Origin of the sequence: Cognatiluteimonas telluris, assembly GCF_011320095.1 — a bacterium.
In the GTDB taxonomy this organism is placed as follows: Bacteria; Pseudomonadota; Gammaproteobacteria; order Xanthomonadales; family Xanthomonadaceae; genus Cognatiluteimonas; species Cognatiluteimonas telluris.
In genome coordinates this window covers 12,849-30,109 of sequence record NZ_JAANOY010000010.1, presented here as the reverse complement: position 1 = coordinate 30,109, position 17,261 = coordinate 12,849, and the positions used below count along the sequence as shown (strand labels likewise).

Sequence of the window (17,261 nt, the reverse complement as noted above, 5' to 3'; positions counted from 1 at the left end):
GCGCATCGCTCCATGGCCGTTGATCCACCACTATGCGGTCGTTGCGCCTCGGTTCAAGTGAACACGGCCGGAGCGACCTGGACGCAGTTGCGACCCGCCCGCTTGGCGCTGTAGAGGGCCTGGTCGGCGCGCTTGACCGTCGCGTCGGGCGTGTTTTCCGCCTCCAGCCGCGTGGCCACGCCGATGCTGACGGTCATGCGCTCGGCCTGGTTTTCGTGCCGGAAGGCATGCCGCTCGACGGTCGCCCGCAGGCGTTCGGCGACCTCGCGCCCATCGGCGCCGCCACGGCCGGGCAACAACACGATGAATTCCTCGCCACCGTAACGCCCGAGCACGTCGCCGGGTTCGAGCGCACCACGCAGCGCCGCCGCCACTTCCCGCAGGCACTGGTCGCCGCCGGAATGGCCGAGCCGGTCGTTGACCGCCTTGAAGTGGTCGATGTCGATGAACAGCAGCGACAACGGCTGCCGCTGCTGGTGCGCCTGGGCGAACGTGCGCGCCAGCCAGTGATCCATGCTGCGGCGATTGAAGGTGCCGGTCAGTGCGTCGAGTTCGGCCGAGCGCCGCAATTGCGCGGCGGCCATCGAGTCGTCCGCCTGCATGGTGGCAAGGCGCAGGAACTCGCCGGCCAACGTCATTTCCTCGGTGCTGAAACCTTCGCTGCCGGAACGCTGCAACAACAGCACGCCCCAACCGGGGGCGCGGATCGACAATGGCACCAGCGCTTCGATGCACGGCAGGCCATCGTGCTGCGCGACCTGCTGCAATGGCGTGCCCTGCATGGCCAGCCGCTTGAGGGCGAGCTTGCGCATCGCCACCAGGTCGTGCACGCGCGGCATGCACGCGTCCGGCTCAACCACCTGCACGTCATGGCCGTGATAGCCGAAGGCGATCACCGCCGCCCAGTCGGCGGGAACCTGCGGCGCCAGGTGCTGGAGCAGCAGGCGGAACGCAGTCCACTCGATGTCGGCGCCGTCCATCCCGCGCAGGCGCGACTGCAAGGTGACCGTCAGGTCGGCGCGGGCGGCTTCGCGCGCCATCCGTCGCTCCGAATCCAGCCGCGCCAACTGGTCGCGATCGCGCTCGTTGCGGAATTCGCCAATGCGGCTCAGCAGGCCGACCATGAGGATCGCCAACGTCACCACGATCGCCACCTGGTAACCGAAACGCGTCCATGCCGCGTCCAGCAGCCAGCCCTGCGACAGCCCCGCGCGGACCGCCGCGGCCGTTCCGGTAACCAGCATCATCAGCAGCGACGCCGTGGCCAGCGGCACGTGGCGGCGCAGCGCACCGGCCAGGGTCGCGATCGCGAGCAGGCCCGCGCCCAGCAGCGCCAGCCACACCAGCGTCGACAGCAAGGGATCCAGCGCCTGCAGGTCGACCAGACAGACGCATGCAAGGCCGACCAGGACCAGGCAATAACGGTCCAGCCAGCGGCGCGCGCCCACCGCGCCGCGCAGTCCGGCATAGCGCAGCAGCACCTGCAGCGCGGATGCGGCGAACAGCAGCGACAACGTCCACAGCCCGGACATGCCCCAGTGCGCAAGCACTCCCAGGCCGGGCACCTGGTAGAGGTGGCCATTCTGCGCGGCGAGCAGCACCAGCCCGGCGGCGGTGCAGGCGAACAAGGCCAGGAAGGAGCGTTCGCGGGCCGCCGAATTCAGTGCCAACGCCAGCAACGCAAGCACGAACAGGCCGGCGTAGATCGCGCTCTCGAGTGCGACGCCGCGGCGCGCGAGCTGCATCGCATTGGCTTCGCGCATCACTCGCGGCCGCAGCGACACCCGTTCGTCGCTGGAGGCATGCAGCCGCAGCGTGACCGGGCCCCGCCAGTCGCCCGGCAGCGCCAGCAGGAATCCACCGGGCAGGACGCCCTCGTCGGCGGCGGGCGCGAAGAAATGCCGTTGCGTGCTGGACCAGCCGTCGCCTTCGAGCCACAACGACTCCAGCGGATCACGGCCCATCCAGACCACCCAGCGCGAAGCTCCGGGATCGGGGGCCGGCAACGCGAAGCGCAGGATCGCCACCCCCGACCCGGGGCCGATCGCAAGTACGCGCCCATCGTCGCTGACCCCGGCGCCCGGACCGGCCTGCATCCGCAGGCCCACTTCGCTGGCCGGAACGCGGTTGGCCGCCAGCACGCCGACCACCGACAGCACCAGCAGCCAGGCCAGCCCCACGACCAGCAACCGGTGCTGCCAATCAGCGTGCATGGGGCGCGTGGCCTGTCACGCGGGCAAGGGATCGTCGGGCCAGGGCGTCGGCGCTTCGGTCGCGGGGGCTCCCGCCACCAGCGGCAGCCGCTGCACCAGCGCATCGGCTGCTTCGGCGCAGCTGGGCGGGACGCAGACCGTCAGCAGGCCGCTGGCCGGCAACTCGCCGACACCGCCCAGCAGCGCCTGGCCGAGTACGAATGCCGGCATCCCGGCCTGCTCGATCGCCATCCGCACCAGGTGCGCGTCGAACAGGTTGTCTGCGCGGTAGACCACATGCATCGGCTTTCCCCCTGTCGGAAAGCGGGTAGCAACATGCGTGCCAAACGTAACAGAAAGGCCGTGCCGGACGCGTCCGGTTACACTTCCGGGCTCCCCGCCGCCCCCTTTCCCGTGCCGTCGACCCCCTCCGACCCCCGCCGCGTCGCCGAAACCGCCCCCGCCGCCGGCGATACCGGCGCGCGCCAGGATTTCATCCGCGCCATCGTCCGCGACGACCTCGCCAGCGGCCGCATCGCGGCCCCGAAGACCCGTTTCCCGCCCGAGCCCAACGGCTACCTGCACATCGGCCACGCCAAGGCGATCTGCCTGGATTTCGGCATCGCCGGCGAGTTCGGTGGCAGCTGCAACCTGCGCTTCGACGACACCAATCCGGCGCGGGAGGATCCCGAGTACGTCGCCGCGATCCGGGACGACGTGCGCTGGCTGGGCTTCCAGTGGCAGTCGCTGCGCCACGCCTCGGACTACTTCGAGGTCTTCTACCTGGCTGCGGAAAAACTGGTGCGCCAGGGCGACGCCTTCGTCTGCGACCTGAGCGCCGACGAGGTGCGCGCCTACCGCGGCACGCTGACCGAGCCGGGGCGCAATTCGCCCTTCCGCGACCGCAGCGTCGAGGAAAACCTCGACCTGTTGCGGCGCATGCGCGCCGGCGAATTCGCCGACGGCGCGCGCACGCTGCGCGCGAAGATCGACATGGGCGCCGGCAACATCAACCTGCGCGACCCGGCGCTGTACCGGATCAAGCACGTCGAGCACCAGAACACCGGCAACGCGTGGCCGATCTATCCGATGTACGACTTCGCGCATTCGCTGTCCGATGCGATCGAAGGCATCACCCATTCGCTGTGCACGCTGGAGTTCGAGGACCACCGCCCGCTGTACGACTGGTGCGTGGACAAGGTCGATTTGGCGCACGCGCCGGAACTGCTGGCGCCGCTGCTCGCGCGCGGGCTGCCGAACGAGGCCGGCAAGCCGCGCCAGATCGAGTTCTCGCGCCTGAACTTCAACTACACCGTGATGAGCAAGCGCAAGCTGCTGGCGCTGGTCAACGATGGCCTCGTCGATGGCTGGAACGATCCGCGCATGCCGACGCTGCAGGGCATCCGCCGCCGCGGCTACACGCCGTCGGCGCTGCGGCTGATGGTCGATCGGGTCGGCGTGAGCAAGCAGAACTCGCTGCTGGACATCTCGATCCTGGAAGGCGCGCTGCGCGACGACCTCGACGCCGCGGCGCCGAGGCGGATGGCGGTGGTCGATCCGGTCAAGCTGGTGCTGACCAATGTCCCGGACGACTTCGAGGAGGCGTTGACGTTCTCCAACCATCCCAAGGATGAGGGCTTCGGCCAGCGCGAGGTGCCGTTCGCGCGCGAACTGTGGATCGAACGCGACGATTTCGCCGAAGTCCCGCCCAAGGGTTTCAAGCGCCTGACCACCGGCGGCGAAGTGCGCCTGCGCGGCGCCGGCATCGTGCGCTGCGATGCGGTGGTCAAGGATGACGCGGGGCGCATCGTCGAACTGCAGGGCACCCTCGACCTCGACTCGCGGCCCGGGATGGAAGGTGCCAACCGCAAGATCAAGGGCACCATCCACTGGGTCAGCGCGCGCCATGGCGTGGCGGCGGACATCCGCCTCTACGACCGGCTGTTCACGGTGCCGGATCCGGACAGCGACGAACCGCGCAAGAGTTATGTGGACTTCCTCAACCCCGATTCGATCCGGGTCGTGCGCGGCTATGTCGAGCCGGCGGCGGCACAGGCCGCCGCCGAGCAGGCGTTCCAGTTCGAACGCGTCGGTTATTTCGTCGCCGACCGCTACGACCACCGCCCCGACGCGCCGGTGTTCAACCGCAGCGTGACCCTGCGCGATACCTGGAGTGGCGGCGCCCAACCGTAACCGGCCGCGACGATGCCCGGCCGTCGTGCCAGGCATCGGTGCCGAAGTTCGAACGTCGCGGCCCATCGCTATGATGCCCACGCCTGCCTAGCCGCGGCCCAGCCGCCCCGGAGTTGCCATTCCAGCCGTCCAAGCCACCGACGCCGGACTGCTGTGCTACTGCCGCGCAGGATTCGAACCCGAACTGGCCGCCGAACTCACGCAACGCGCGGCCGAAGCGGGCGTTGCCGGCCACGCGCGCACGCAGCGCGGCAGCGGCCACGTGGTGTTCGCGGTTGCCGACAGCGATGGGCCCGGCGATGCTGGCGCTGCGGCCGCGGCCTTGTCGCAGGCGTTGCCCTGGCGCGAGCTGATCTTCGCGCGACAGAAGCTCGTGCTGCTGGCGGAACTGCGCGACATCGATCCGCGCGATCGCATCGCGCCGATCCTCGATCGGCTGCAGGGCCTGCCTGCCTTCGGCGAATTGTGGGTCGAGCATCCCGACACCGACGCGGGCAAGCCGCTGGCCGGGCTCGCGCGCAGTTTCGGCAATGCGCTGCGCCCGGCGCTGCGCAAGGCGGGCCTGCTCAGCGCGCGCGAAGATGCACGCCGCGTGCGGTTGCATGTGTTCCTGCTTGAGGGCAACCACCTGCTGCTCGCCGCCGGAGATCCGGGCGACAGCGCGCCGTGGCCGCTGGGCATTCCACGCCTGCGCATGCATGCCGAGGCGCCCTCCCGCTCGGCCCTCAAGCTGGAGGAGGCGTTGCTCGTGCTGCTCGACGGCGATGAGCGCGCGCGGCTGCTGCAGCCGGGCATGCGCGCGGCCGACCTCGGCGCCGCGCCCGGTGGCTGGAGCTGGGTACTGGCGCGACAGGGACTGCAGGTCACCGCCATCGACAACGGGCCACTGCGCCAGCACCTGCTCGACAGTGGCCGCGTCGAACACCTGCGTGCCGATGGTTTTGCCTGGCAACCGGCTCGCGCGCTGGACTGGATGGTGTGCGACATGGTCGAGCAGCCACGGCGCGTCGCCGAGCGCATGGCAACCTGGCTGCGCGAAGGCTGGTGCCGCCACGCGATCTTCAACCTCAAGCTGCCGATGAAGAAACGCTGGCAGGAAACCCAGGCCGCACTGGAGGCGTTCGTCGAACAGGCGCAGCAGCCATTGGCGCTGCGCGCGCGCCAGCTCTACCACGACCGCGAAGAGATCACGGTCTTCGCCAGCGTGCTGCGCAACCGCGATCGTCCCCGCGGCGATCGATCCTGAGCGCGGCTGGTGCTGCGAATCCATCGGCGTGCGGCGGGTTTCTCGCATCCGCGTGCGCGTGAAATCTTGCCTTCGCCGTCATCAAGGCCCCCGGCGGCTGAAGCGCCCGCGCCAATGGCAGGCCATGCGCACGCTACCCCTGCGGTTGACACCGACTTGACTTAATGGGAGCTAGCGTCGCCGCGTCCCCCACGTTCCGAGGTTCCGATGAAGACCAAGATGCATGCCCTGACGCTGGCCGTGCTCGCGACACTGGGCGTGGCCGGTGCCGCCTTCGCCCAGGACGCCCCCCCGCCGCCCGCGCCGATGCCGGACACGCCGCCGCCCATGACTCCGCCGGTGCCGCCGGTGCCACCGATCACGGGCGCCGATGCGCCCACGCCACCGGTCCCGAATGCGCCGGACGTGCCACCGGTTCCGGATGCGCCACCACCACCGCCGTCGATGGGCACCGCGCCCGCGCCGCCGCCACCGATGCCTCCGTCTTCGGACATGGCACCGATGCCCCCGATGTCGACCACCCAGGGCAGCACCACCGATGCCGGCAGCCAGGTGACCGTGACTTCGCACCCGGGCAATTCGATCTCGAGCAACTACCACGTCGATTTCGATGCGATGGACGCCAACCATGACGGCAACATCAGCCGCGTCGAAGCCCACGGCAATGCCGACCTGATGCGCGAATTCCACGTGGTCGACAGCAACCACAACGGCCGCCTGAGCAAGGAAGAGATGAAGGGCTGGCTCGACTGAGCCTTGCGTCGCGCGCCTGGCAGCAACCGGCGCGCACCATGGACGCTGGATGATTACGATGGACGCCCCGCAGCCGCGGGGGGGTTCGTTTATCACGCCTGCTCAGCAGCCAGAAGCGTGGCGCCAGAGCAGGTGCGCCAGTGGTGGCAGCCGCCCGCCCATGCCCAGCAGTCGCCCGCGCAGCAGCGTCGCGGCCACGCCGTCGTTGCTGAAAGCGCGGTTGATCGTATCGAAGGCATGCGCGGCCACGGCATTGTCGCTGCGCCGCGCGCGGGCCCAGCGCGCCAGTCGCGTCGGCGACGCCCAGTCCGCGCGCCGTGCCTGCGCCTGCGCGATGCTGTCGCGCAGCGCGGCGACGTCGCGCAGGCCGAGGTTGACGCCCTGCCCGGCCAGCGGATGCACGACGTGCGCGGCGTCGCCGAGCACCAGCACCCGATCGTGATGCAACTGTTGCGCCAGTTGCCGGCGCAACGGGAAAGCCGCGCGCCGCGAGCGCAACCGCATGTCGCCCAACTGGGCGTCGAAGGCACGTGTCAGCGCGGCGTTGAACGCATCTTCGTCCAGCGCCTGCAGGCGCGCGGCTTCGGCGTCGGGCAACGTCCAGACGATCGATCCCATATGCCCGGGACGGCCATCGGGCCCGCCCGCGGCGCAAGGCAGCAGCGCCAGCGGCCCGCTCGGCAGGAAGCGCTGCCAGGCGGTGTCGCGATGCGGCTGCGCGGTTTCGACGTAGGCCACCAGGCCGCGCTGGCCGTAGTCGTGGCGCTGCACCTCGATGCCGGCGAGCGCACGCAGGCTGGATTCGGGGCCATCGACCGCCAGCGCGATGCGCGCATCGACCCGGCTGCCATCGTCCAGGCGCAGGCGCACGCCATCGGCGTCGCGCTCGAGTGCGTCCACGCGCGCCGGGCACTGCAGGCGCACGCCTGCCGCCGGCAGCGCGGCGGTGAGGCGATCGACGAGCAGGCCGTGCTCGACGATCCAGCCCAGTTCGCGCCGCCCGAGCGCATCGGCGTCCAACGACAGCATCCCGCCACCGCCGGCGTCCCACACCCGCATGTGCCGGTAGGGCTGCACGCGCGCGGCGGCGACCTGCGTCCAGACGCCGAGGCGGTCGAGCAGGGCCGCGTTGTCCGGCGCGAAGGCATACACACGAAGGTCCGGCGCATCGGCCCGCCAGGGGGGCGGCGCCTGCGCTTCGACCAGCGCCACGTCCAGCCCGAGGCTGGCCAGCGCCAGCGCCGCGGTGCAGCCGACCACGCCGCCGCCGACGACCGCCACGTCGCGCTGGTTGCGGCGCGCGCTCACGCCGGCGCCCGGCACAGCCGCGGCACGTCGCCGCGATAGCCCATCGCGCCACCGACCAGCATCGCCTGCAGCCACGGCGCGCGATCGATGGCGAACAAGCCCAGGCTGCGCAGCGGGCCCAGCGCCGACGATGGATCGGACGTGATCCGCGCCAGACCGTCGGAGAAGGCGAACGTGCGCGCGTGGTCTTCGGCGCGTCGGCGCGCGTACTCGGCAAGCACCCCCGCGCTGCCAGGATCGTCGCGATGCGCGTCGATCGCTTCGGCCAGCGTCAGTGCATCGCGCAGGCCGAGGTTGAATCCCTGCGCGCCGATGGGATGCAGCGTCTGCGCCGCATTGCCGACCAGGACGGCGCGCGCGGCGGTCAATGCGGTCGCCCGCAAGGCGATCGCCGGATACCGGCTGCGCGGCCCCACCGCGATGAAGCGGCCCGCGCGCCAGCCAAAGGCCTGCTGCAGGCGCTCGAGGAAGCCGTCGTCGTCCAGCGCCGCAACCGCGTCGGCGTCGGCCGCATCGACGCCGTGGACCAGGCCGAAATGGCCATCGCCGCGCGGCAGCAATGCGGTCGGCCCGTGCGCGCCGAAGCGTTCCCACGCACTGCCATCGGGCGCGCGCGCCGCGCGCAGTCGGGCGACGAACAACACCTGCCCATAATCGTGTCGCCGCGCGTCGATCCCGAGTGCGTCGCGCACCGCGCTGCCGCTGCCGTCGGCGCCGACCAGCAACCGCGCGGACAACGCGTGCTCGCCGGTGTCGTCGACGATGCGCACGCGCCGCCCGTGTGCGTCGCCGTCCTCGATACCAAGGAAACGCGCGGGTCGGTAACGCATCAGCCGCGGCAGTTCCGCCAGGCGCGCCTCCAGCGCCTGGCCGAAGTCGCGCGCGACCACGACCTGTCCGAACGCGTCGCGACCGTAATCGCGCGCCTCCAGCACCACGCGGCCGAAGTCGCCCTGGCGGCTGACGTGGATGCGCCGGATCGGCGGCGCTGGCGCGTGCAGCTTGCCCAGCACGCCCAGGGCGGTCAGCGCATTCACCGTCGCATCGGCGAAACTCAGGTTGCGCTGGTCGAACACCGGCGGCAGCGCACCCGCGGCGGCTTCCACCTGCGCCACGTCCAAGCCGCTGTCGTGCAATGCAATCGCCAGGCTCGCGCCGACCAGGCCGCCGCCGACGATCAGCACGTCATGCCGGTGACCGCCGAGACGGTCCCCGGCGGTGCGTGGCGTGTCGATGGAGGCTGGCGGCATGCGGATGAAAGGCCGCGGGACGGGTGGGTTATGCTACCGGTTCCCGTCGCAACACCTGCAAGAACACATGAATCGCCCTGTCGCTGCCGCCTTCGCCCCCGGTCCGCTGGTCCTTGCCGGCCTGATCATCGTCGCCGCGTTGACGCGCCTGCTACCGCATCCGCCCAACGTGTCGCCGGTGGAAGCGATCGCGCTGTTCGGTGGCGCGTATTTCGCCTCGCGGCAATGGGCCGCCGTCGTGCCGCTGCTGGCATTGCTGGTGTCGGACCTTGCGCTGGGCGCGATCCACGGTGCCGGCTACGCGAGCTACCTGGGCAGCGTGAGTTTCTGGTCGGTGTATGCCTGCGTCGCGCTGTCTGTGGTGCTCGGCTTCGGGCTGCGCGGCAAGGTCGGCGGCGCGCGCCTGCTGGGCTATGCGGTGACCGGATCGGTGCTGTTCTTCGCGGTGACAAACTTCGCTGCCTGGCTGTCCGACCCGCTGTATCCGAAGACCGCCGGCGGCCTGGTCGCGGCGTACATCGCGGGCATCCCCTTCTTCCGCTGGACGCTGCTGGGCACGCTGGGCTATTCGGCATTGCTGTTCGGCGGTTTCGCCGTGCTGCGCCGCCGCGCGCCGGCGCTGCGGCTGCAGACAGTGTAGTCCAGGCTGGCGGCGGAGCCACTTCCGCCGCACCTGTCCACGGCAATCGCCGCTTCATTCCAGTCCAGGGCGTCCTTCCCGCATGGGCAACCGCCTCAGCAAGATCTACACCCGCACCGGCGACGACGGCAGCACCGGCCTGGGTGATGGCAGCCGGGTGGCCAAGGATTCGGCGCGGGTCACCGCCTACGGCACCATCGACGAGGCGAATTCCGCGATCGGCCTGCTGCTGGCGGTTCCGGTGGATAGCGATATCGCCGCACTGCTGACCACGGTGCAGCACCAGCTGTTCGATCTCGGCGGCGAGCTGTGCATCCCCGGCCACGCGGCGATCTTCGATGCCGACATCCAGGCACTGGAAGACGTGCTCGACAAGTACAACGCGACGCTGCCTCCGCTGAAGGAGTTCATCCTGCCCGGCGGTGGCGAGGCGGCCGCACGCTGCCACGTGGCGCGCACCATCGTGCGGCGCGCCGAACGCGAGACCGTCACCCTCGCGCGCCATGAACCGGTGCGCAGCGAGGCGATCGGCTACCTCAACCGGCTGTCGGACCTGCTGTTCGTGCTGGCGCGGGTGCTCGCGCGCGCCAGCGGCCACGGCGAGACGTTGTGGAAACACGATCGCCGCAAGCTGTGAACGCACCGCCGCGCGCCGCAATCGCATCACCGCTGCGGGTCTACACCCACGCGGCGTGCCTGGCGCATGACACCGGACCGGCGCACGCCGAGCGTCCGCAACGCCTGGCCGCCGTCACCGATGCGCTGCACGAAGTCTTCGCCGATCGGCTCGACTGGCATGAGGCGCCGCTGGCGGGCGAGGCGGAACTGTTGCGGGCACATGCACCGTCGCTGCTGCAGGCCGTGCTCGCCACCACGCCGCGCGAGCGGATCCTGCTCGACCCCGATACAGTGCTGTCGCCCGCATCGGCCCCGGCCGCATTGCGCGCGGCGGGCGCGGCGATCGCCGCCGTCGATGCGGTGCTGGCCGGCGACACCCTGCGTGCGTTCTGCGCGGTGCGACCTCCCGGCCACCACGCCACCCGCGATACCGCGATGGGGTTTTGCCTGTTCAACAGCGTCGCGGTCGCCGCATTGCATGCGCTCGACGCGCACGGACTCACGCGGGTGGCGATCGCCGATTTCGACGTCCACCACGGCAATGGCACCCAGGCGATCTTCGAGCACGATCCGCGGGTGCTGTTCGCCAGTTCGCACCAGATGCCGCTGTATCCGGACAGCGGGCACGCCGAAGAGCGGGGCGTGGGCAACATCATCAATGCGCCCTTGCCGCCCGGAGCGGCGGGCAATGCCTTCCGCGACGCCTGGACCACGAACCTGCTGCCGGCGCTGGACGCGTTCGCGCCGCAGTTGCTGCTGGTGTCGGCCGGCTTCGACGCCCATCGCCGCGACCCGTTGGCGCAGTTGGAACTGGAGGCGGACGACTATGCCTGGTTGACGGGGCAGCTGGCTGCGGTCGCCGACCGCCACGCGGGCGGCCGGATCGTGTCCCTGCTCGAAGGTGGCTACGACCTGCAGGCGCTGCGCGAATGCGCGGTCGCGCACGTCGGTGCGCTGGCCGGCATCGCTCCGGCCTGATTTCCGCGCGTCGCCCCGCCAAGCCAGCTCCGGCCGCTTGAATCGCGCATGGCCGTGGCTCGGCGCTGGCCGCTGTCATTGCCGCCCCCACAGCGATACGGCAAGCTAGCGGACCGCTTTCCATGACGGATGCCCGCGTGCGCCGAACTTTCCGCCTGCTGCCGCTGCCGTTGTGCATCGCCCTGTCCCTGGCTGCGCACGCGGCGGATCGCAACAAGCCCGAAGACTGGCGCCTTTGCCCGATCCAGGACGCCGTGCCGGCGTTCCCCGATGCGCCCGAGCCGCAGGCCCCCGGCGCCCCAGGCCAGGTCGAAGGCGCGGCGGCGCCAGGCACGGAGCCGGGCGCCGATGCCGGGACGCTGGCGTCCATGCCTGGAACGCCCGTTCCACCTGACGCCGTGGCGCCTGCTTCCGACGCGTCCGAGCCTGCGGCGACCACGCCACCGTCCGCACCGCCTGCGGTGGCCGTCGCCCCGCAGACCACCACGCCGCTGGACGAGGCCGCGGCGACCACCGCGCCGGTGGCCGATGCGACCACCGGTACGGCCGCCGTGGCGCCCACCACTCCGGTCGCCGTCGACGGCACCGTCGTGCCGCGACCCAAGGCACCGCAACGGATCGAACAGCCGACCGATATCGCCGGCGATGAACTCACCGGCACCTACGAAAATCCCGAATACCACGGCAACGTCGTGCTGCGTCGCGCCGACCAGTTCCTCGGCGCCGACAACCTGGATTTCCACAGCGAAACCGGCAAGTACGTCGCCCAGGGCTCGGTGCGTTACCAGGATTCGGGCATGCGCCTGGTCGCCGATCGCGCCGAAGGCGACCAGAACACCGACACCCACAACATCCAGGACGTGCGCTACCAGCTCATCGCCCGTCGCGGCAATGGCGGCGCCGAGCACATCGAGATGCACGGCGCGCAGGGCGCGCTTTATGGCGCGACCTACTCGACCTGCCCGCCCGACGAGCGCATGTGGGAGCTGCGCGCGCAGCGCATCGACGTCAATACCGACGAAGGCACCGGCGTGGCCCGCAACGCGGTGCTGCACGTGGGTTCGGTGCCGGTGCTGTACGTGCCGTGGTTCCCGTTCCCGATCGACAACCGCCGCCGCACCGGCCTGCTCTCGCCGACGATCGGCATGTCCAGCCGAAACGGGTTCGATTACAAGCAGCCCTATTACCTGAACCTGGCCCCGAATTACGACCTCACGCTGTATCCGCGGCTGATGACCGACCGGGGGGTGCAGCTGGGCGCCGAATTCCGCTATCTCACCGACACCGGGCGGGGCGTATTCGATGCCGCCTACCTGCCCAATGACCGCCTGACCGACCGTGGTCGCCAGGACGAGATCGACCGCAACATCAATCCCGACAACTGGCGCGACGACAATCGCGCACTGCTGCACTTCTCCGGATCGCAGGACCTGTCCGACAACTGGCAGGTCCGCACCCGCCTCAACTGGATCAGCGACGCCCGCTACCTGGAGGACTTCAACAACAACCTCGATGGCGCGACGCCGTTCGAGATCACCAGCACGGTCGGCCTGTACGGGCGCGGGCGCTACTGGAATGCCGGGCTGACCGCCAACCACCACCAGCTTGCCGATTACACCCTGCGCGAGTCGGTGCTGCCCTACAACAAACTGCCACGCGCCTACTTCACATGGGAGCAACCGTTCGGGGTGTTCAAGGCCGGCGTCGATGCCGAGGCGGTGCGCTTCCAGGATCCGGTCCAGGCAGGCGGCAGCCGCATCGATTTCAAGCCTTTCATCAGCATGCCGCTTGAAGGAGCCAGCTGGTTCGTGACCCCGAAGTTCGCCTGGCGCTATACCGCCTACGACGTCGACCAAGGGAAGGCGATCAATGGCAACACCAGCCCCAGCCGTGCCCTGCCGATCGCATCGCTGGATGCGGGCATGTACTTCGATCGCGACATGAAGTGGGGCGGCGACAGCTACCTGCAGACGCTCGAACCGCGGCTGTTCTACCTGCGGGTGCCCTATCGCTACCAGGGCGATATCCCGCTTTTCGATACCCGGCCGATGACGTTCAGCTGGGGCCAGTTGTTCCGCGACAACCGCTATACGGGGCCGGACCGGCAGACCGACGCCAACCAGGTCACGCTGGCGATGACCAGCCGCTTCCTGCGCCAGGCCGACGGCCATGAAAAGCTGGCGGTCAGCCTCGGCCAGATCCGCTACCTGGACGACAGCCGGGTCGTCACCGTCCTTTGCACCAGTCCCAATCGACCGCGCAACTGCGAGACACCGGCCGACCGCGGCAGTTCGGCGTGGGTGGCCGACGCCGACTGGAACATCAACGACCGCTGGTCGGTCGGCGGCTCCTACCAGTGGGATCCGAAATTCCGCCGCCAGGACCTGGCCAGCTTCCGTACCCAATACCTGGTCGGCGACGAAGGCGTCGTCAACCTCGGCTACCGCTACCGGCGCAACCTGCTCAAGCAGGCGGATTTCTCGTTCCTGTATCCGGTCAGCCGCTCCTGGAGCCTGATCGGCCGCTATTACTACTCGCTGCGCCGCACCGCGACGGTCGAGCCCAAGCTGCTCGAAGCCATCGCCGGCATCCAGTGGGACAGCTGCTGCATGGCCGTGCGGCTGGTGGAGCGCCGCTACATCCACAACCGCCAGGGCGAGCTCAACAACGCGCTGCAACTGGAAATCGAATTCAAGGGCCTCGGCTCGGCCGGACCGGACACGGAGCGCCGTCTACGCCGTGCTATCCTCGGATACGACCGCGAAGATCTCTACCTCGTCTCGCCCACGGATTTCACCGACAGCGGCGATGCTGACGACAACTCCCCCGACCTGAACCCATGAACAAGCCGTTCGCCTGTCTCCTTGCCCTGACGCTGGTGCTGGCCAGCATCGCGATGCCCGTCCGCGCCCAGGTTCAACCCCTGGACCGCATCGTGGCGGTCGTCGACGACGACGTGATCCTGCAGAGCGAGCTCGATCGCGCCGTGCAGAACGTCCGCGACCAGTACGCCAGCCGCCCCGACCAGCTGCCACCGGCAGACATCCTGCGGCGGCAGGTGCTCGAGCGCCTGATCCTGGTGCGTCTCGAAGTGGCACGGGCGGCGGAGACCGGCATCCGCGTCAGCGACCAGGATGTCGACGCCGCCGTCGCCAACATCGCGCGGCAGAACCGCATCACCCCCGAGCAGATGCGCGCCCAGCTGGCGCAGCACGGCCAGAGTTTCAGCGCCTATCGCAATTCCCTGCGCGACGAGCTCACGGTGCAACGCCTGCATCGCGCCTTTGCCCAGAGCCGCATCAGCGTCACCGATGCCGAAGTCGACGCCGCGCTCGCGGCGCAGGCCAATGGCGCGGCGCAGTACCACCTGGCGCATATCCTGGTCGCGCTGCCCGAAAACCCGACGCCCGAGCAGATCGCCACCGCCAGGACCAAGATCGACGGCATCAAGCAGCTGATCGACAAGGGCGAAATGGATTTCTCCGCCGCCGCCGTGCGCTATTCGGACAGCAGCAATGCGCTTGAAGGCGGCGACCTTGGCTGGCGCAGCCTGGACGAGATCCCGGGGGCATTCGCCGAGGTCATCCGCAGCATGCAGCCTGGCCAGGTGATCGGCCCGACCCGTGGTGCCAGCGGCCTGCAACTGCTCAAGCTGGTGGAAGTCCGGGACGCGTCCAGTGCCCCGCCGCAGATGGTCACCCAGTACCACGTCCGCCACATCCTGGTCCGCACCGGCGGCACGGTCAGCGTCGCCGAGGCCAAGGCCAAGGCCGACACGCTGGCCGCGCGGCTTGCCGGCGGGGCCGACTTCGCCGAACTGGCCCGGGAAGCGTCGGACGACGCCAAGAGTGCCGGCAAAGGTGGCGACCTGGGCTGGATCATGCAGGACACCTACGGTGCCGAATTCGGCGGCCACGTGGCGGCGCTGCAGGACGGCCAGGTCTCCTCGCCGTTCCAGTCGCCTGCCGGTTGGCACATCGTCGAGCGCATGGGCAGCCGCCAGGCCGATGTGAGCGACGAGAACCGCCGCGCCCAGATCCGCGAGACGATCGGCCAGCGCAAGCTCGAGGACGAGTGGAACCGCTACCAGCGGGTGATGCGCAACGAAGCTTTCGTCGACATCCGGCTGGATGCGGACGCCGCGGGTGCCAGCCCGGGTGATACCCCCGCCGCGCCTTCGGGCAGCCAGGCCCCGGCGGCGCCCGCCGCCACCCAGGAAACCGCGCCGCCCCCACCCTCGGCGGACAGCGGCGGCTAGGTGACGCGCCCGCGGCTGGCGCTGGTTCCGGGTGAGCCGGCCGGCGTCGGTCCGGAATTGTGCGTGCGCGCGGCACAGCGCGCGTGGGATGCCAGCCTCGTGGCATTCGGCGATCCCGGCGCCCTGCAACGCGCCGCCGCTGCCCTGGACCTGCCGCTGCAACTGGTCGCCGCCGACGCCACCGCGTCGCCCGGCATCCTGCCGCTCGTCGAAATTCCCGCGCCGGTGGCGGTCGCTTTCGGCACGCCCGACCCACGCAATGCGGCCGCGGTGATCGCCAGCCTCGAGCGTGCGGCCAGCGCCTGCCTGGGCGGCGAATTCGACGGCCTGGTCACCGGCCCGGTACACAAGGCGGTCATCAACGACGGCGGCATCGCCTACAGCGGCACCACCGGACTGCTGGCCGAGCAGGCCGGCTGCGAGGTGGTGATGATGCTGGCCAACGACATCGTCCGCGTGGCGCTGGCGACCACCCACCTGCCGCTGCGCGCGGTTGCCGATGCCATCACTGCCGACGGCCTGGCGCGCACGTTGCGGATCGTGGATGCCGCGTTGCGCAGCGACTTCGGCATCGCATCGCCGGTGATCGCGGTGCTCGGCCTCAACCCGCACGCCGGCGAGGACGGCCACCTGGGACGCGAGGAACGCGACCTGATCGAGCCCCTGCTCGGCCGCCTGCGCGCCGAAGGCATGCACCTTCCGGGACCGCTGCCGGCCGACACCGCCTTCCTGCCGCAGAAGCTGCGCGACTTCGACGCGGTGCTGGCGATGTACCACGACCAGGGCCTGCCGGTGCTCAAGTACAGCGGCTTCGAGCGCGCGGTGAACCTGACCCTCGGCCTGCCCTACCCGCGCGTCGCGGTCGACCATGGCACGGCGCTGGACCTGGCCGGCCGCGGACTCGCGGATCCCTCGAGCCTGTTCGCGGCGATCGAGCGCTGCACGCAGCTGGCGCTCACGCGCGCGGCCCGGCGCGCCGCCGCATGAGCCGCCCGCCGCAGGTCGATCGCCGCGATGCCGACGGCTTCCGCCGCGATGCCAAGAAGCACCTCGGCCAGAATTTCCTCCACGAGCGCAGCGTCGTCGATCGCATCGTGCTGGCGATCAATCCCAGGCCGGGCGACCACATCGTCGAGATCGGCCCCGGCCAGGGCGCGCTGACCTTCCCGCTGCTCGATCGCCACGGCGCGCTGACCGCGATCGAATTCGACCGCGACCTGCTGCAGCCGCTCGCCGCCGCCGCCCAGTCCCACGGCACGCTGACGCTGGTGCCGGCCGACGTGCTGTCGGTCGACTTCAGCGCGCTGGCCGCGGGCACGCCGCTGCGGCTGGTCGGCAACCTGCCCTACAACCTGTCCTCGCCGATCCTGTTCCATGCGCTGGAGCACGCCGACGCCATCGTCGACATGCATTTCATGCTGCAGAAGGAAGTCGTCGAGCGCATGGCCGCGCCGCCCGGCAACAAGGTCTACGGGCGCTTGAGCGTGATGCTGCAGGCCTACTGCACGGTCACGCCCCTGTTCACGGTCGGCCCCGGTGCGTTCCGCCCGGCGCCGAAGGTCGATTCGGCGGTGGTGCGGCTGGTGCCGCGCGCGCCCGCGCAGGTCGGCATCGACGATCCCCGCCGCTTCGCCGACATCGTCCGCGCCGCCTTCGGCCAGCGGCGCAAGACGCTGCGCAATGCGCTGCACGGGGTGCTCGACGGCGACGCCATCCTCGCCGCGGGCGTGCGTCCCGATGCGCGCGCCGAGCAGCTGCACGTCGACGACTTCATCCGCCTGGCCAACCTGCGCGCGCCCTAGCCCACGCGTTCACGCGCGGCGAT

General features: G+C 70.3%; 13 protein-coding genes and 1 pseudogene. 10 read left to right on the top strand and 4 right to left on the bottom strand.

Annotated elements, in window-relative coordinates; genetic code table 11:
- Positions 1-53: 53 nt before the first annotated feature.
- Positions 54-2,213 (bottom strand): GGDEF domain-containing protein, encoded by a 2,160-nt coding sequence (locus G7B67_RS07255; RefSeq protein WP_166210143.1) that lies wholly within the window; start codon positions 2,211-2,213, stop codon positions 54-56.
- Between the two features lie 15 nt (positions 2,214-2,228).
- Positions 2,229-2,495, bottom strand: coding sequence for a putative signal transducing protein (locus G7B67_RS07250; protein WP_166210140.1), 267 nt, complete (start codon positions 2,493-2,495; stop codon positions 2,229-2,231).
- A 192-nt stretch (positions 2,496-2,687) separates the two neighbouring features.
- Between G7B67_RS07250 and G7B67_RS07245 the strand changes: the two genes are divergently transcribed.
- The 3 genes from G7B67_RS07245 to G7B67_RS07235 all read left to right on the top strand — a co-directional run bounded on the left by G7B67_RS07245 (position 2,688) and on the right by G7B67_RS07235 (position 6,384).
- Positions 2,688-4,385, top strand: coding sequence for a glutamine--tRNA ligase/YqeY domain fusion protein (locus G7B67_RS07245; protein WP_243412287.1), 1,698 nt, complete (start codon positions 2,688-2,690; stop codon positions 4,383-4,385).
- A 118-nt stretch (positions 4,386-4,503) separates the two neighbouring features.
- The gene (rlmM, locus tag G7B67_RS07240; protein ID WP_166210258.1) at positions 4,504-5,631 is read left to right on the top strand and encodes a 23S rRNA (cytidine(2498)-2'-O)-methyltransferase RlmM; all 1,128 of its coding nucleotides are present in this window, start codon (positions 4,504-4,506) and stop codon (positions 5,629-5,631) included.
- Positions 5,632-5,838: 207 nt separating this feature from the next.
- Entirely contained in the window at positions 5,839-6,384 is a 546-nt protein-coding gene (locus G7B67_RS07235) for an EF-hand domain-containing protein (RefSeq protein WP_166210134.1), read from the top strand.
- Positions 6,385-6,486: 102 nt separating this feature from the next.
- Here the strand turns inward: G7B67_RS07235 and G7B67_RS07230 are convergent, their stop codons facing one another.
- On the bottom strand, positions 6,487-7,692 hold the full coding sequence (locus G7B67_RS07230) for a UbiH/UbiF family hydroxylase (protein ID WP_243412285.1): 1,206 nt from the start codon (positions 7,690-7,692) through the stop codon (positions 6,487-6,489).
- Complete coding sequence (gene ubiH, locus G7B67_RS07225) at positions 7,689-8,942, bottom strand: 2-octaprenyl-6-methoxyphenyl hydroxylase (protein ID WP_166210128.1); 1,254 nt, start codon at positions 8,940-8,942, stop codon at positions 7,689-7,691. The genes G7B67_RS07230 and ubiH overlap by 4 nt, the downstream gene beginning before the upstream one ends.
- A 67-nt stretch (positions 8,943-9,009) precedes the next feature.
- Between ubiH and G7B67_RS07220 the strand changes: the two genes are divergently transcribed.
- From G7B67_RS07220 to rsmA, 7 genes and pseudogenes are all read left to right on the top strand, one after another.
- Entirely contained in the window at positions 9,010-9,582 is a 573-nt protein-coding gene (locus G7B67_RS07220; RefSeq protein WP_166210125.1) for a DUF6580 family putative transport protein, read from the top strand.
- Between the two features lie 82 nt (positions 9,583-9,664).
- Complete coding sequence (locus G7B67_RS07215) at positions 9,665-10,219, top strand: cob(I)yrinic acid a,c-diamide adenosyltransferase (protein ID WP_166210122.1); 555 nt, start codon at positions 9,665-9,667, stop codon at positions 10,217-10,219.
- Between the two features lie 32 nt (positions 10,220-10,251).
- On the top strand, positions 10,252-11,178 hold the full coding sequence (locus G7B67_RS07210; RefSeq protein ID WP_166210255.1) for a histone deacetylase family protein: 927 nt from the start codon (positions 10,252-10,254) through the stop codon (positions 11,176-11,178).
- 137 nt (positions 11,179-11,315) lie between these two features.
- The gene (gene lptD, locus G7B67_RS07205) at positions 11,316-14,021 is read left to right on the top strand and encodes an LPS assembly protein LptD (protein ID WP_243412284.1); all 2,706 of its coding nucleotides are present in this window, start codon (positions 11,316-11,318) and stop codon (positions 14,019-14,021) included.
- Positions 14,018-15,440 (top strand): annotated as a pseudogene (locus G7B67_RS07200) (peptidylprolyl isomerase). Before lptD ends, G7B67_RS07200 begins: the two are co-directional and overlap by 4 nt.
- Complete coding sequence (gene pdxA / locus G7B67_RS07195) at positions 15,437-16,423, top strand: 4-hydroxythreonine-4-phosphate dehydrogenase PdxA (protein ID WP_166210116.1); 987 nt, start codon at positions 15,437-15,439, stop codon at positions 16,421-16,423. The pseudogene G7B67_RS07200 and the gene pdxA overlap by 4 nt, the downstream one beginning before the upstream one ends.
- The gene (rsmA, locus tag G7B67_RS07190; protein WP_166210113.1) at positions 16,420-17,238 is read left to right on the top strand and encodes a 16S rRNA (adenine(1518)-N(6)/adenine(1519)-N(6))-dimethyltransferase RsmA; all 819 of its coding nucleotides are present in this window, start codon (positions 16,420-16,422) and stop codon (positions 17,236-17,238) included. The genes pdxA and rsmA overlap by 4 nt, the downstream gene beginning before the upstream one ends.
- Positions 17,239-17,261 lie beyond the last annotated feature (23 nt).